Annotated in this window: 11 protein-coding genes; 5 read left to right on the plus strand and 6 right to left on the minus strand. The window is 41.1% G+C overall.

All coding sequences use genetic code 11. From position 1 onward, the window contains the following. The first annotated feature begins 134 nt into the window (after window positions 1-134). The 3 genes from M5121_RS01975 to M5121_RS01985 all read left to right on the plus strand — a co-directional run bounded on the left by M5121_RS01975 (window position 135) and on the right by M5121_RS01985 (window position 4972). Window positions 135-605, plus strand: coding sequence for an RNA pyrophosphohydrolase (locus M5121_RS01975; protein ID WP_005162709.1), 471 nt, complete (start codon window positions 135-137; stop codon window positions 603-605). A 98-nt stretch (window positions 606-703) separates the two neighbouring features. Then, window positions 704-2998 carry a phosphoenolpyruvate--protein phosphotransferase gene (gene ptsP / locus M5121_RS01980; RefSeq protein ID WP_249570146.1) on the plus strand — a complete coding sequence of 765 codons (2295 nt, stop codon included), beginning with the start codon at window positions 704-706 and terminating at the stop codon, window positions 2996-2998. A 453-nt stretch (window positions 2999-3451) separates the two neighbouring features. Further along, on the plus strand, window positions 3452-4972 hold the full coding sequence (locus tag M5121_RS01985; protein WP_004659136.1) for a catalase: 1521 nt from the start codon (window positions 3452-3454) through the stop codon (window positions 4970-4972). Between the two features lie 170 nt (window positions 4973-5142). Here the strand turns inward: M5121_RS01985 and M5121_RS01990 are convergent, their stop codons facing one another. Next, window positions 5143-6195, minus strand: a complete 1053-nt coding sequence (locus M5121_RS01990; protein WP_249570147.1) for an MBL fold metallo-hydrolase — start codon at window positions 6193-6195, stop codon at window positions 5143-5145. Between the two features lie 384 nt (window positions 6196-6579). On the opposite strand from M5121_RS01990, the gene M5121_RS01995 reads away from it, so the two are divergent. Continuing rightward, window positions 6580-7488, plus strand: coding sequence for a LysR substrate-binding domain-containing protein (locus M5121_RS01995; protein ID WP_249570148.1), 909 nt, complete (start codon window positions 6580-6582; stop codon window positions 7486-7488). 38 nt (window positions 7489-7526) lie between these two features. Here M5121_RS01995 and M5121_RS02000 read toward each other — a convergent pair whose 3' ends face one another. The 5 genes from M5121_RS02000 to M5121_RS02020 all read right to left on the minus strand — a co-directional run bounded on the left by M5121_RS02000 (window position 7527) and on the right by M5121_RS02020 (window position 10983). Further along, window positions 7527-8138, minus strand: coding sequence for a glutathione S-transferase family protein (locus M5121_RS02000; protein WP_249570149.1), 612 nt, complete (start codon window positions 8136-8138; stop codon window positions 7527-7529). Window positions 8139-8190: 52 nt separating this feature from the next. Continuing rightward, entirely contained in the window at window positions 8191-8892 is a 702-nt protein-coding gene (locus M5121_RS02005; RefSeq protein ID WP_249570150.1) for a helix-turn-helix transcriptional regulator, read from the minus strand. Window positions 8893-8969: 77 nt separating this feature from the next. Continuing rightward, window positions 8970-9644, minus strand: a complete 675-nt coding sequence (locus M5121_RS02010; protein WP_249570151.1) for an HAD-IA family hydrolase — start codon at window positions 9642-9644, stop codon at window positions 8970-8972. Continuing rightward, the gene (locus M5121_RS02015; protein WP_249570152.1) at window positions 9641-10573 is read right to left on the minus strand and encodes an RluA family pseudouridine synthase; all 933 of its coding nucleotides are present in this window, start codon (window positions 10571-10573) and stop codon (window positions 9641-9643) included. Before M5121_RS02015 ends, M5121_RS02010 begins: the two co-directional genes overlap by 4 nt. 62 nt (window positions 10574-10635) lie before the next feature. After that, window positions 10636-10983 (minus strand): hypothetical protein, encoded by a 348-nt coding sequence (locus tag M5121_RS02020; RefSeq protein WP_249570153.1) that lies wholly within the window; start codon window positions 10981-10983, stop codon window positions 10636-10638. A gap of 380 nt (window positions 10984-11363) precedes the next feature. Between M5121_RS02020 and M5121_RS02025 the strand changes: the two genes are divergently transcribed. Next, window positions 11364-14732: an Rne/Rng family ribonuclease gene (locus M5121_RS02025; RefSeq protein ID WP_249570154.1), complete on the plus strand. Its 3369-nt coding sequence runs from the start codon at window positions 11364-11366 to the stop codon at window positions 14730-14732. The last annotated feature ends 144 nt before the right edge of the window (window positions 14733-14876 follow it).

The raw sequence follows: 14876 nt of genomic DNA on the forward strand, positions 1-14876 counted from the left end.
TCCGTAAGTGACTAAAAATTCGTTAAGATCATAGCAATTTTAAACATTTTACTTTGACCTTTTTCGAGTTGGACGTGAAGAGTGACTGTCCCCGAGATCAAAGTCAACGATATAGAGAAAATTTAGGTAGCCAAATGATCGATTCAGAAGGTTTCCGACCCAACGTCGGGATCATTTTGGCAAACGATGACGGACAAGTTTTATGGGCAAAACGCATTGGTCACAATGCTTGGCAATTTCCACAAGGAGGGATCCAGTTTGGAGAAACCCCTGAACAGGCACTTTATCGTGAACTGAGAGAAGAAGTCGGTTTATTGCCCGAACACGTCCAAATAGTAGCGCAGACTAAAAGTTGGCTGCGTTATCGTTTGCCACATCGGTACATTCGGTCAGATTCTGATCCGGTATGTATTGGACAAAAGCAAAAGTGGTTTTTACTGAAATTAACGGCATCGCCGCATCATATTCAGTTAAATCTATCAGACCCACCCGAGTTCGATCAATGGCAATGGGTGAGTTACTGGTATCCATTAGGTCAAGTAGTGAACTTCAAAAGAGATGTTTACCGCAGGGCCATGATGGAGTTGTGTTTACAATTACCGTAGCATTAATCGTCAACAAATCATCACTTTAAGCAATGATTTTTGATCATAGAGCTGTTATAACTAGACCGATAACGATTTATAAATTGGAGTAAACATCCATGTCAAACATGCAACTCGACACGCTTAGACGCATTGTGCAAGAAATTAATGCGTCCGTCAGTTTGCATGATTCTTTGGACATTATGGTCAATCATGTGGCTGAAGCGATGCATGTCGATGTATGCTCCATTTATTTATTGGATGAACGAAATAAACGCTATGTGCTCATGGCTTCAAAAGGTTTAAAACCTGAAGCTGTTGGACATGTTTCTTTGAGTGTTGGTGAAGGTCTCGTCGGTTTAGTCGGTAACCGTGAAGAAATTGTAAACTTAGATAACGCACCTAAGCATGAACGCTTTGCTTATTTGCCTGAAACAGGTGAGGAGCTATTTAACTCATTTCTTGGCGTACCCGTGATGTATCGCCGTAAAGTGATGGGCGTTTTAGTTGTTCAAAATAAAGAACCTCAAGACTTTAGTGAAGCGGCTGAATCATTTCTCGTTACTTTATGTGCGCAACTCTCAGGGGTAATTGCCCATGCACATGCGGTCGGAAATATTGATGTTTTCCGCAAACCAACCAGTGGTTCATCTTACAAAACCTTCCAAGGGGTTTCAGGTGCTGGAGGGATTGCATTAGGTCGCGCCATCGTGCTCTATCCCCCAGCCGATCTTGCTGCAATTCCCGATCGTGAAGCTGAAGATATCAGTGATGAACTCGACCTATTAGATCAAGCGATTGCTGCGGTACGTTTAGAGATCCAATCTTTAGATGAGAAAATGCAAGATTCATTGATGTCAGAAGAACGTGCGTTATTTAGCGTGTTCTTGCGGATGTTAGATGAAAATGCCTTACCAAGTGAGATTAAAGATCACATTCGTGCAGGCAGTTGGGCACAAGGTGCGGTGCGTAAAGTCATCGACAAGCATGTGGCGCTGTTTGCACAAATGGAAGATGACTACCTGCGTGAACGGGTTTCTGACCTTAAGGACTTGGGACGGCGCATTTTGGCCTGCCTACAGGAGGCGGATTCCAGCCATCGTGAACTTAGCCCAGACAGTATTTTAATTGGTGAAGAAATTAGTACGGCGGCTTTAGTTGAACTTCCTGTTGATAAAATCGCTGCGATTGTGACTTCTGAAGGCGCTGCCAATTCACACATGGTAATCGTGGCACGCGCTCTGGGGATTCCAACCGTTGTGGGTGTCACCGAATTGCCAATCAACACCCTTGATGACATTGAGATGATTGTCGATGCCTATCAGGGACGTGTTTTTGTTAACCCACCACGTCGATTACGTCAACGATATAAAGAAGTCCAGAAAGAAGAAGAGCAAATCGCTAAAGATTTGAAGCAATATGAGACCAAAGATGCGATTACACCTGATGGTATCTCTATTCCTTTATTCGTAAATACAGGTTTGATGATTGACGTTGTTCGTGGCGTGCAACGTGGTGCGAAAGGTGTTGGTTTATATCGCAGCGAAATTCCGTTCATGCTACGCGAACGATTCCCAGGTGAAGAAGAACAACGTGCCATCTATCGTCAGCAGTTGAGCCATTTTGCCAATAAGCCCGTGATTATGCGAACTCTCGATATCGGTGCGGATAAAGATTTGCCTTATTTTAGTATTGAAGAAGAAAACTCGGCATTAGGTTGGCGTGGTCTACGCTTTACTCTGGATCACCCTGAAATTTTCTCAGCGCAAATCCGTGCCATGCTAAAAGCTAGTATTGGTTTGAATAATTTGCATATTTTGTTACCGATGGTGACAAGTGTCAGTGAAGTTGAAGAAGTCTTGTATTTATTGGAACGAGACTGGTTAGCTGTACAAGAAGAAGAACAAGTCAAAATCACTAAGCCTAAAATTGGGATCATGGTTGAAGTACCGAGTGTACTTTTACAAATTGGTGAGTTTGCTGAGCTGGTCGACTTCTTTTCAGTTGGTTCCAATGACTTAACCCAATATTTATTGGCTGTTGATCGTAACAATCCTCATGTAGCTAACGTATATTCGCACTTTCATCCGTCTGTCTTACGCGCTTTAAACCGTTTAGTAGAAGATTGTCATATCTATCAAAAACCAGTCAGTGTCTGTGGTGAAATGGCAGGAGATCCATTATCTGCCATTCTACTGATGGCGATGGGTTTCAATACACTTTCCATGAGTTCTAGCAATATATTAAGAGTTCGTAAGGCGATTTGTCATGTCCCAATGGCAGATGCAAAACAACTCTTAGACGATGTTTTACACATGAATAACCCTCTGGTCATTAAAAGTTGGCTTGAACACTACTTTAAAACCCACGGCTTGGCCGATATGGTAAAATCCAATCGTTTGGTCAGTGCCTAGAAAATAACCAGGACATCCTTTCAAGCATGCCTTTACATAACTGCAACAGGTGAAAACCTCCTGTTTTTATATATGAGCATACAAGCTGAATTTGGGAGTTGATTATACAATTACCCTTAACGAACTATTCAATTCCCTTTAATTGGTTATTTTAATGGGACTTTTTCAAATTTTAACAATTTATTGCTCAACAATTCTCATTGCCACATTTAAGATTTAAACAGCTTCAATCGGATAAAGCATTTATGACATCAACTTTAATCCATTGGAAAAAAAACTTTCATCAATCTAGAGTAAAAATACAACGGATGTAAACCACATCATTACAAATCAATTTAGGCATCTTCATTTTTGATACCCATTTTGTAGCCGATACGGTTAAACATTCATATCTTTGAACGGTCAAATAGTTCGGATGACCCAGCTCACAGGTCATCTTGATGGAGATAGAACATGAGCCAAGACGATAAAAAATGTCCTTATAGCCACTTAACCACTGATTTTGGTGCACCCGTGGTGGATAATCAAAATAGTATGACAGCAGGTGCTCGGGGTCCTTTATTAGCCCAAGATTTATGGCTAAATGAAAAACTTGCCAACTTTGTCCGTGAAGTGATTCCTGAACGTCGTATGCACGCTAAAGGTTCTGGTGCATTCGGTACATTTACAGTTACCCATGATATTACTCAATATACTCGTGCTAAAATCTTTAGCGAAATCGGCAAAAAAACAGAAATGTTTGCTCGTTTTACCACGGTTGCAGGTGAACGTGGCGCAGCGGATGCTGAACGAGATATTCGTGGTTTTGCCCTGAAATTCTATACCGAGGAAGGCAACTGGGATATGGTAGGTAATAATACCCCTGTATTCTTCTTACGTGATCCACGCAAATTCCCAGATCTCAACAAAGCAGTAAAACGCGACCCAAAAACCAATCTACGCAGTGCTACCAATAATTGGGATTTCTGGACTTTATTGCCAGAAGCCCTGCATCAAGTCACGATTGTAATGTCAGATCGCGGTATTCCTGCTAGCTACCGACATATGCATGGTTTTAGTAGTCATACCTATAGCTTCATTAATGCAGCCAATGAACGTTTCTGGGTGAAATTCCACTTTAGAACGCAACAAGGAATTAAAAACCTAACCGATGCAGAAGCTGGTGAATTGGTGGGTCAAGACCGTGAAAGCCATCAACGCGATTTATTCGATGCCATCGAACGTCAAGACTATCCAAAATGGACGCTTTTCGTACAAATCATGCCAGAACAAGATGCCGAGAAAGTTCCATATCATCCATTCGATTTAACTAAAGTTTGGCCTCATGGCGACTATCCACTGATTGAAGTTGGTGAGTTTGAACTCAATCGAAACTCTGAAAACTTCTTCCTAGATGTTGAACAGTCGGCTTTTGCACCAAGTAACTTAGTGCCAGGTATTAGCGTTTCACCTGACCGTATGTTGCAAGCACGCCTATTTAACTATGCGGATGCGCAACGTTACCGTTTAGGCGTGAACTATCAACAAATTCCAGTGAATGCTGCTCGCTGCCCTGTTCACAGTAATCACCGTGATGGTCAAGGTCGCATTGATGCCAACTATGGTGGTTTACCACATTATGAACCTAACAGCTTCGGCCAATGGCAAGAACAGCCGCAATACAAAGAACCACCATTGAAAATCAATGGCGATGCAGACTTCTGGGATTATCGTGAAGATGATAATGACTACTTCAGTCAACCTCGTGCCTTGTTCGAGTTAATGACACCTGAACAGCAAGATGCCTTATTTGGCAATACAGCACGCGCGATGGGTGATGCGTTGGACTTTATCAAGTATCGTCATATCCGAAACTGCTATGCTTGCCACCCTGCTTATGGCGAAGGTGTTGCAAAAGCACTTGGTATGACTGTTGCTGATGCGCAAGCCGCCCGTGAGACTGACCCTGCTCGTCATTTACCAAGCTTTCTTTAAACCCTAAAACATCCAAATAAAAAGCCATCTTCGGATGGCTTTTTTGATGGAATTGGGTAACCATTTAGTCAAGCCATGACATGAATAAGCGTTCAATCCTGTGATGATGAATGTTGGGCTTGTCAGCCTTTCCGTCATTGTCTTATGCTTTATCAGTACACTACAGCAAGCTAGGCCCGAATGAAATGTCCTTCACGAATACAATAAAATGGATTGACTAATTTAGATGAAGATTTCATTGCTTGTTGTAACTCATGTTCAGGAGCATTGCGATCTTCATCAGTAAGTTGGAAAGTTCGAAAATGAATGGCCAATGAACGATGCGCATGCAAATCTAAATGCGCGTGAAAAGCATCTTGTGGATTCATATGCACATATCGCATTAACTTTCGTGGCTCATAAGCACCTATGGGTAATAGTGCAATACGTGCATCACCATATCGCTCATATATTTGTTTGAAGTGCCCTGCGTAACCTGTATCACCCGCAAAGAAACAATGTCCTGTCTTTGCTAGAAGCGAAAAACCACCCCATAAAGCTCTATTTTGATCCCGTACCCCACGTCCAGAAGCATGTTGTGCTGGGGTATAGGCTATCTTGATTTCGTCATGAAAAGGAATCTCTTGCCACCAATCCATTTCAATCACATGTAAATGTTTTGCTAAGTAGTAACCATTACCTAAACCCGTATAAATCGGCATTTTAAATTTCTGATGCAGCCACTCCAACGTTGCCAAGTCCATATGGTCATAATGATTATGGCTTAGTAGTACTGCATGAATCGTTGGAAGCTTTTCTAAAGCGATGCCTGCAGGGCAAACTCGTTGCGGGCCTTGACCTTGCTTTGGGCTCACATAGTCACACCAGACAGGATCGGTTAAGAAGTTGTAAGGGCCTATTTGGATGAGAACCGTTGCATGTCCTACAAACCAAATCTGCCAATTATTTAAATCTGCGTGTGGTCTATTTTGTGGTAACTCAAGCATTTGATTACGCAAATTAGCTTCATGTGCGCGATCAACATTCCAAGTATAAGATTTTCGTGTCGCTAGCCATTTAAATAAACCTTTACGGTCAAACGGTGTAAGCTGTTTTTCTAAATTATAAAAACGATCAATACCACAATGATCAGAAGGCTCATGTGGAAATGGAGGTTTCCCCCAAGTATGGCTCAAGCAAGATTGGGTCGGCAATTGATAGGTTAATGTCGGCTTATCTTTCATGTACTTCTTCTTTGCTGGAATTGAATCGCACAAAATTCCGATAGGATTGGGATACTGAGCAGTCCTTTACTCTAACTTTTAAAATCAATCTAATTGTATGATTTTTTTAGAGGGTTTAACTGTCTCTAAACAATCGAACTTGATCCTAACATAAGCTCGTTAGTTATGCTGATTTTATCCAGTCGAGTCAATACAATTTTAGGGAACATATCAAACTTTTCCACTATATAACTTATATAGTTTTCTTATTTATCTAATACATTTTTTATATTTTAAGAAAAAGTATATTGTTTACAAAAACAGCTATTATATAATGCACACCGAGAAGTACTTTCTAACACTCATACTATTACAATAATAGTAAGACATATTTGGATCAGTCTAATGGAATTACGCCATTTACGTTACTTTATTACTGTTGCTGAGGAATTAAGCTTCAGTAAGGCTGCGGTAAAACTGCATACAGCTCAGCCCTCTTTAAGCCAACAAATCAAAGATTTAGAGGATGATATTGGTGTTCAATTATTTTATCGCACCAAACGTAAAGTTGAATTGACTGAGGAAGGTCTGGTTTTTTTAGAACAAGCACGCTTAACCTTAGCTCAAGCGGACAAAGCCATTACTATGGCGCGACAAGTTGCGGCAGCAAAAGTACAATGCCTAAGAATCGGATTTTTACCTTCTGCTGAAATTAGAATTTTTCCCTATATTTTCCCTAGGTTACGTGTCAAAACACCTAAACTGCAAATCAACACATTAAACTTAAAAGAAAGTGATCAAATCGCAGAATTAAAAAAAGGTGATTTAGACATTATTTTTATTAATCAAGACTTTCAAAATGAATATTTTGCCAGTCAATTGGTTTTGAAAGAACCGTTAATTTTTATGTTGCCGAAACAGCATCCTTTAATGGAGTTTAATGAGTTAAATATTGAACAACTGAATGGATTGGAACTGACCATCCTATCACATAAACTTTCTCAACCATTGGCTCAAACGATTCTGAAATACAGAGATCAGCATCAAATTAAATTTAAATCGGTCCACGAAACCAACACGATCGCTGAATGTATTCAAGCAGTACATAGTGGTTTGAGTTGCGCGATTTTACCTTCTTATATGCAAGCACTTGCGACGGATCAAATCGCTGTTCGCCCATTAAACCACCCTCTGCCGAGTCTCGATGTATTTATGAGTTTCCATCGCACCTCACCAAGCCAAGCAGCAGAACAATTTTTGGAAGAAATTAGACAAGTTTTCGAACTAGAACAGTTAGCGCTTTATGCAAGCTAAGAAAAAAGCCGATTTAAATCGGCTTTGAGTTTGTCTACTTAGGCTGGTTCACTAAAAAACGCTATAAATTTTTGATAACTTTCACGCTGTTTTACATTTTCTAAATATTGTTCTATTACGGGATGAGTCTGTATTTGACCAATTTTCAACTGCCAAAATAACATTGCTGCAACCATCACATCTGCTGTGGTAAATTGTTGCCCGCATAAATATGGATCAGCCTCATTTAAGCCCTGAATAAAGGCATGATAAGCTTCTTGATAATCACCATAGCCAACAAACATTTTCTGATCAGATTTTATCTCTACACCCAACATTTTGTTAGTCGATGCTGCTTCCCAAGGTCCAGAAATAAACATAAGCCAACGATAGTACAACCCTCGCTTAGGATCATTGAGTGCTGGTGCTAAGCCCTTATCCGCGAACTTATCTGTCAAATATGCACACACTGCTCCAAGCTCATAAATCACTATATCTCCATCGACTAGAACAGGAACTTTTCCAAAAGGGTTTATTTTTAAATATTCTGGTGCCTTCATTTCTGTCTGGTAAGCCACTTCTATTCGCTCACAGGCAACCCCCAGTTCAATGAGCAACCAATCAACAACCATACCGCGAGACTGAGTATTTGTATAAAATTTAAGTGTCATTTTTCATATTTCCTTGTTTATTGGTGTTATTAAAATTTAATCGTTCACATTGTCAGTTTTTGTCAGTAGTCGAACGACATACTTCCTGAGTCCACCATTGTTGAAAAAGTTGTTGTTTGAATTGTGGATAGAGCTCTTGGCTTAAACTTAAACTTTGCATACGATCAAGTCGAAAATTTCGAAAATCATTGCGTAATTCACACCAAGCAGCGAGCACAATCTTGTCATTAAAATACCCAAGTGCAAACGGCCAAACGGTTCTCGCACTGGTACGTTGCTGTTCATCAACATAATCAAAGAAAATTTTAACTTGAGATCGAATCGATACTCTGACTTGCTCAACCAATATTTGATTGACAGGTAACCATACGTTAAAGGCTCTTAATGTGGTTTGCTGCAATAAATTTTGCCGATGTTCAGGTAATACCGCATTTAATTTTGCTAACACTGAAATTGATGCTTCATTCAAAGCTTGGTCAGGAATACTTTTGAGCCAATATAGAGCTAAAAACATCGCTTCAATTTCATTTTCATTCAAGGTCATTGGAGGAAGCAAAAAATCTTCTTTGAGCTGAAACCCCAATCCTGCCGCTGCATCAATTTGAACGCCTTGTTCACGCAAAGTGTCTATATCACGATAAACGCTACGCTGACTAATCTGCAAACGCTCAGCCAAAACGACTTGTGCGGTGACTGGAGAACGATATTGTCGAAGTAATTGTAATAAATTCAGTAATCGAATAGAACGACTCATGCTATCCCTATTGTTATTATTGATGATGAGAAAATCAGCTTTCTCACCATCTTATCTTTGCAAATAATGTGAATCGCTTAACTTTCAGTAATCGCTGCGCGTTCTAAGATAGTTTGCAAATAAGCATGTAAATCCTGCACATTATGAGCAATCGTTAAAGGCTGGTATTGTTGCAAAGTTTCAATACTATGCACCCCATAGCTGACGCCAATACGTTGCATATTCAAATTTTCTGCCATTTCTAAATCGTAACTGGTATCCCCCACCATAATGGCGCATTCAACTGCTACATCCAACTCAGCAAGAATCTCCTGCAACATCAATGGATCAGGTTTAGACTTGGTTTCACTGGCTGCACGAGTAGTATCAAAAATCTGATGACTATTGGTTTGACTTAATACACGATCTAAACCTTTACGACTTTTACCCGTCGCAACTGCAAGCTTGATCCCTTGTTGTTTTAAGTCAGCCAACAACTCTGCCACACCACTAAACCATGCATCGCCTTTTGAATTTGCAACATAATGATCTGCATAACATTGCAAAATATCTTGCTGCAAATCTGGAACCTGCGGAAATAAGATTTGCATGACTTCGGGCAAACCCAAGCCAATGATACTTTTTGCGGCATCATCCGTTAAAGGTTGCTCAAATTGCTGTGCTGCATATTGCAGACTTGCTACGATTTGTCCAACCGAATCGAATAAAGTGCCATCCCAGTCAAAAATCACCAGTTCGATATTTTGACTCATTTCTGTTTTCTCAATTCATTGATCACTTGTTGCATATCTTCTGGCATTGGCGCTTCAATGCTTGGATAGTTTGGAATGTCTAAACGCATGGCATGTAGGCATAAACGACGTGCTTCAGGGCCTTTATAGTCTGTGTTATGTCCATATTTATCATCCCCAACTAAAGGATGACCAATACTTAAACCATGTACACGGATTTGATGGGTACGTCCCGAAAGCGGTGACGCATGCACCAAAGTTGCTGTCTTAAAACGTTCAACCACTTTCCAGTCAGTCTTACTCGGCTTACCGTCTTTGGTCACACGGACACGACGCTCGCCATTCGCCAGTTCATAACGCAATAAGGGCGCATCAATCAATTGCTGATCCAAACTGACTTGTCCTTTGACAATCGCCACATACGTTTTTTGAATTTTATGCTCGCGTAGTAAATCCTGAAGCAGTTTTAAGGTACTACGTTTCTTACTGATCATGACCAAGCCTGAAGTATCTCGGTCAATACGATGGATCAATTCCAAGTATTTTTTACCTGTCGCGGCACGCAAGGCTTCGATTAAACCATACGCCACACCACTGCCGCCATGAACAGCAATCCCAGACGGTTTATTCACTACTAATAAGCCTTCATCTTCGTAAACCACACGACTAAGCAGGCTTTGCGCCACGCCATCACTCACTGGTGCCGCGCTTTCATCCTTTTGTTCATAACGAATTGGTGCGACACGAATCTGATCGCCAATATTCAAACGTGTTTCTGCTTTTATTCTTTTTTTGTTTACACGTACTTGTCCTTCACGAATCAAACGGTAGATTCGACTTTTCGGAACACCTTTTAATCGGGTAAATAAAAAATTATCTATTCGCTGCCCGTCTTGATGCTCATCCACGTCAAACCAAGTGACACTTTGCCATTGTTGTGTAGAATTCATACGCTCGATTAATCCAAGATTTGCTAAATATGATTAAAAATTGATCATTTAGCTAAGTTATTTCACAAGAAACCTAAACTTAGCCCATAGGCAGATGCCGCAAGGTTTGATATATTCAGCGCACGGATACCACCGTAAGTGAGCATCAGATCAAAAATTTTATTTAGATAAAATTTTAAATCGACGAGATGTTCACCAATAACTCGGATAGGTCCTAAAGAATTATGCCGACGCCGAAGGCTTATTATATCGGCAAAATGGCAAACTGTTGCGTTTAATTGTGCATCAGCACATACAGTTTGTTCAGAAAAAATATGTTGCCAACAAATTTGTTGGTTATTAAACGTAAACTGATCCACATCAGACAATTTGCTCCCTGATGTCGCATTCAGGCTAAAGCGTTGATGCATTGGAACTGCTAAGCAGAGATACGATGATCATTCCGTATCACGAGACTTCCAGGTGGATCGACTTCAATGCTTAATGACAGTGAAAGTCACCATCCAATGCACCGCTCACCCGCCAGTGAAGCGTCTAGGAACTTTGATTATGCTGGGTCTAACGATATTTCACAGATGCAAAACATGGATGAAATATCATTAGACTGAAGATTAAGGCACTATTGCTGACATCGAAATAAACGTATCAAAGCACAAACTGAATATTTACAGTCAGTGGTTTCAGAGCATCATGTACAAAGCTGCTTCTGAATCTTGATCGCGCCAATTTGATGTTTGCTCAAAAGTATCGGGCTGATTGTTTGTGTGCATCACTATTAGGTGTCACACCCATGAAACGTATGTTGATTAATGCAACCCACGCCGAAGAAGTTCGCGTTGCACTGATTACTGGTAATCGTCTTTACGATTTCGATTTAGAAAATCGTACTCGTGAACAAAAAAAATCAAATATTTATAAAGGTCATGTCACTCGCGTTGAACCTTCTTTAGAAGCAGTTTTCGTTGAGTACGGCGCACAGCGTCAAGGCTTTTTATCTATGCGAGAAATTGCAAACTCGTATTTCAAAGCGGATCCTCGTCAAACTTCAAATATTCGTGAACTCATCACTGAAGGCACAGAATTATTGGTTCAAGTCGAAAAAGAAGAGCGCGGTAACAAAGGTGCTGCGCTTTCTACTTTTATTTCTCTCGCAGGCCGTTATTTAGTACTTATGCCAAACAACCCGAAAGGTGGCGGTATTAGCCGTCAGATTTCAGGTTCTGTGCGCGAAGAACTCAAAGAAATTCTATCTTCTTTAAATGTACCTCGTGGCATGAGCGTCATTGTTCGTACTGCGGGTATTGGTCGTACACAAGAAGAATTGCAACTTGATTTGCAACATTTACTTGACCTTTGGGCTCAAATCCAAGGTTCAGCAGGTTCTGGTCCATCACCAATGTTAGTTCACCAAGAAGCAGGTGTAGTGACACGTGCGATCCGTGATTATTTACGTGATGATGTTGCAGAAATCCTGATTGATAGTGAACAAGCTTATAACGAAGCCTATAACTTCGTAAAAGCAGTCATGCCACGTCAACTTGATAAGTTAAAAACTTATACCTTGAATGAGCCTTTATTTGCTCATTTCGGCATTGAAAGCCAAATCCAAACCGCTTATGAACGTGAAGTTAAACTTCCGTCTGGTGGTTCAATCGTCATTGACCAAACTGAAGCTTTAGTTTCAATCGATATTAACTCGGCGAAATCAACACGTGGTCATGATGTTGAAGAAACTGCTTTAAACACCAACTTGGAAGCAGCTGAAGAAATCGCACGCCAACTTCGTTTGCGTGATATTGGCGGTTTAGTCGTAATCGATTTTATTGACATGACCAAAGACCGTAACCAACGTATGGTTGAAGCGAAATTACGTGAAGCAACGCAAAGTGACCGCGCACGTATCCAGTTCGGTCAACTGTCACGTTTTGGCCTCATGGAAATGAGCCGTCAACGTTTACGCCCTTCTTTAGAAGAAGCGACTGGCTACGTTTGCCCACGCTGTCATGGGACAGGTATGGTGCGTGACTTACGTTCATTATCACTTTCGATTATGCGCAAGGTCGAAGAAATTGCTTTACGCGAGCGTCAAGGTGAAGTTCAAGTTGAAGTTCCAGTTGAAATCGCAGCATTCTTATTAAATGAAAAGCGTCACAGCCTTGTATATCTGGAGCAAACTTCCAATGTGCGTGTCACCATTTTGCCGCATCCACACTTAGAAACGCCACACTATGAAATTCAGTACAATCCAGCAGGCTTTGCGCCTTCAAGCTATGAACGTACTGAAGCGACCCGTGACAGTGAAAAACAACTCGGTTATGAGTCTTCTGAATGGCATTTAGAAGAAGCAGAGCATCTCCATGCAGCACCTGCACAAAATAATGCAGCTGGACAGCAAAAGAAAGCCACTCAACAACAAGCTGCTCAACCTAAGCAAGCACAACAAGCTGTTGCACAAAAATCAGCAAGCCCTTGCGCATGGTTAGAGAACTTATTCGTTCAAAAGCAAGCACAAACGATTGATCAATCACGTTCTGCACAAAATGCTGCCGCAGCAATTGAACAAATGATTAATAACGGTGCAGTCAGCCGTGGTCAGTTTGGTCAAATGAATACACCCGCTGCTATCACTGAGACTGCAGCACCAACCGTCAATAATGCTTATATTTCACAATCACCCGTGAAACAAGAAGCACGCGAAACATTTGAGAAAGATGAAAAAGCTCATCGCCCAAATCAATCGCAAAATCCGAAGAAACGTAAACATAAAGAACAACGTGAACATCATTCACATGCACATGAACAACAAAATCAAGTGCAGGAAGAAAATGTTCAAGTTTCTTCTCGTCAAGAGCAACCATCACGTCAAGAACAACGTGAGTTAAAGCGTCAGCAAAAACGTCAGCAACCACAAGAACATCAAAACCAACAGCAGCATCAAGATGCTGGACATGGTAATGATACAAGCGCGTTGCCACGTCGTGATCGCAATAACCAACAGCGTCCAAATCGACCAAACCGTCATCGTGACCAAAGTGTTTTAAATGAAACTGCTGCCGCTACACATGAAACTGTAGCGAATCCTCAACAAATTAAAGTTGATGTGATTGATGCACCTCGCGCAGAACCAATCAACACAGCATTGATCGTAAATATTGATCAAGGTCAAAGTGAAATTGTTGCATTAAATCAACAACAGGCTAAGCCAGTTACAAAAACTGAAACAGCACCTGTTGCTGTAGAGCAAACTGAAGTCCTTGAACCTGTTCAAACAGAACAAGTGGCTACAGAAGTTGAAGAAGTGACATCAACTGAAGCTGCTCCAGCACCTGTAAAACGTGCTAGCAATGATCCACGTTCACGTCGTCGTCATCGTGATTCACAATCATCGCCTAAAGCTGTTGTGCCTAAAGTTGTACCGTCACAAATTCCAACATTAGCTCAATACACGATGAGTAGCCTGATTCGTCATGTATATGGTGAAGATTGTACTATTTTGATTGAGCAATTCGGCTTGGTGACAACATTTAATCGTGCATTACAAAAGTTTGCTGAGCAATATGCAAATACTTTAGTGCTTGAAACTGTTGCTGAAGAAAAACGTCCCGTAACCCGTGATGCTGAACTTCCAACTCAAAAGCAAACTGAAGAAGTTGAACCTGCACCTGTATTGGCACTAACTCCACCTGAAGCACCTGCTACTCGTGTTGCAAATGATCCACGCGAACGTCGCCGCTTGGCTAAACTTGCCGCTGAACAAGCTAAGGAAGCTCATATCGCTGCAAATACGACTGCTGCACCTATTGAAAGCACTGAATCGAAAGAAGAAGTGCCAGAAACAGTCGTTAATATTGTTGCAGATGAAACAGTAGCCACCACTCCAGCGCAACAACCATTAGAACTAGACAGTGCTGATGTTACGCCAGCAGAAGCCGCACCAGTTGAAGCTTCCGAGCCAGTAACATCGACTGAAACAGCTGAAGTTGAAATCGTAGCTGCAACGGTTTCTGAAACGACTGAAACTGTTCAAGCTATTGAAAAAGCTGAGCCAACTGAAGCAGAACTAGAGGATGAAGCAGAGAAGGCAGAAAAGGAAAAATCTAGCCGCCCTCGTCGCCCTCGTGGAAGACCACCTAAAAAGAGCACAACTAGCAATGAATAATTTGCTAAATTGCACTCAATAAGGCCAAGCCTAGTCATTTCGATGACTAGGCTTTTTTGTTATTTTGTCAGATTAGGTTGATTGCTCTAGGAAATTACCAGTAAAAACAGCATCAACAACAATGATGTTAATGGTTTTGTTCTA

The sequence above is a fragment of the Acinetobacter sp. ANC5681 genome (assembly GCF_023488045.1).
In the GTDB taxonomy this organism is placed as follows: domain Bacteria; phylum Pseudomonadota; class Gammaproteobacteria; order Pseudomonadales; family Moraxellaceae; genus Acinetobacter.

What these genes read in the sequence shown, in the direction of transcription:
- M5121_RS01975 (WP_005162709.1), top strand. Translation starts at nt 135, where the DNA reads ATGATCGATTCAGAAGGTTTCCGACCCAACGTCGGGATCATTTTGGCA.
- ptsP (WP_249570146.1), top strand. Translation starts at nt 704, where the DNA reads ATGTCAAACATGCAACTCGACACGCTTAGACGCATTGTGCAAGAAATT.
- M5121_RS01985 (WP_004659136.1), top strand. Translation starts at nt 3,452, where the DNA reads ATGAGCCAAGACGATAAAAAATGTCCTTATAGCCACTTAACCACTGAT.
- M5121_RS01990 (WP_249570147.1), bottom strand. Translation starts at nt 6,195, where the DNA reads ATGAAAGATAAGCCGACATTAACCTATCAATTGCCGACCCAATCTTGC.
- M5121_RS01995 (WP_249570148.1), top strand. Translation starts at nt 6,580, where the DNA reads ATGGAATTACGCCATTTACGTTACTTTATTACTGTTGCTGAGGAATTA.
- M5121_RS02000 (WP_249570149.1), bottom strand. Translation starts at nt 8,138, where the DNA reads ATGACACTTAAATTTTATACAAATACTCAGTCTCGCGGTATGGTTGTT.
- M5121_RS02005 (WP_249570150.1), bottom strand. Translation starts at nt 8,892, where the DNA reads ATGAGTCGTTCTATTCGATTACTGAATTTATTACAATTACTTCGACAA.
- M5121_RS02010 (WP_249570151.1), bottom strand. Translation starts at nt 9,644, where the DNA reads ATGAGTCAAAATATCGAACTGGTGATTTTTGACTGGGATGGCACTTTA.
- M5121_RS02015 (WP_249570152.1), bottom strand. Translation starts at nt 10,573, where the DNA reads ATGAATTCTACACAACAATGGCAAAGTGTCACTTGGTTTGACGTGGAT.
- M5121_RS02020 (WP_249570153.1), bottom strand. Translation starts at nt 10,983, where the DNA reads ATGCATCAACGCTTTAGCCTGAATGCGACATCAGGGAGCAAATTGTCT.
- M5121_RS02025 (WP_249570154.1), top strand. Translation starts at nt 11,364, where the DNA reads ATGAAACGTATGTTGATTAATGCAACCCACGCCGAAGAAGTTCGCGTT.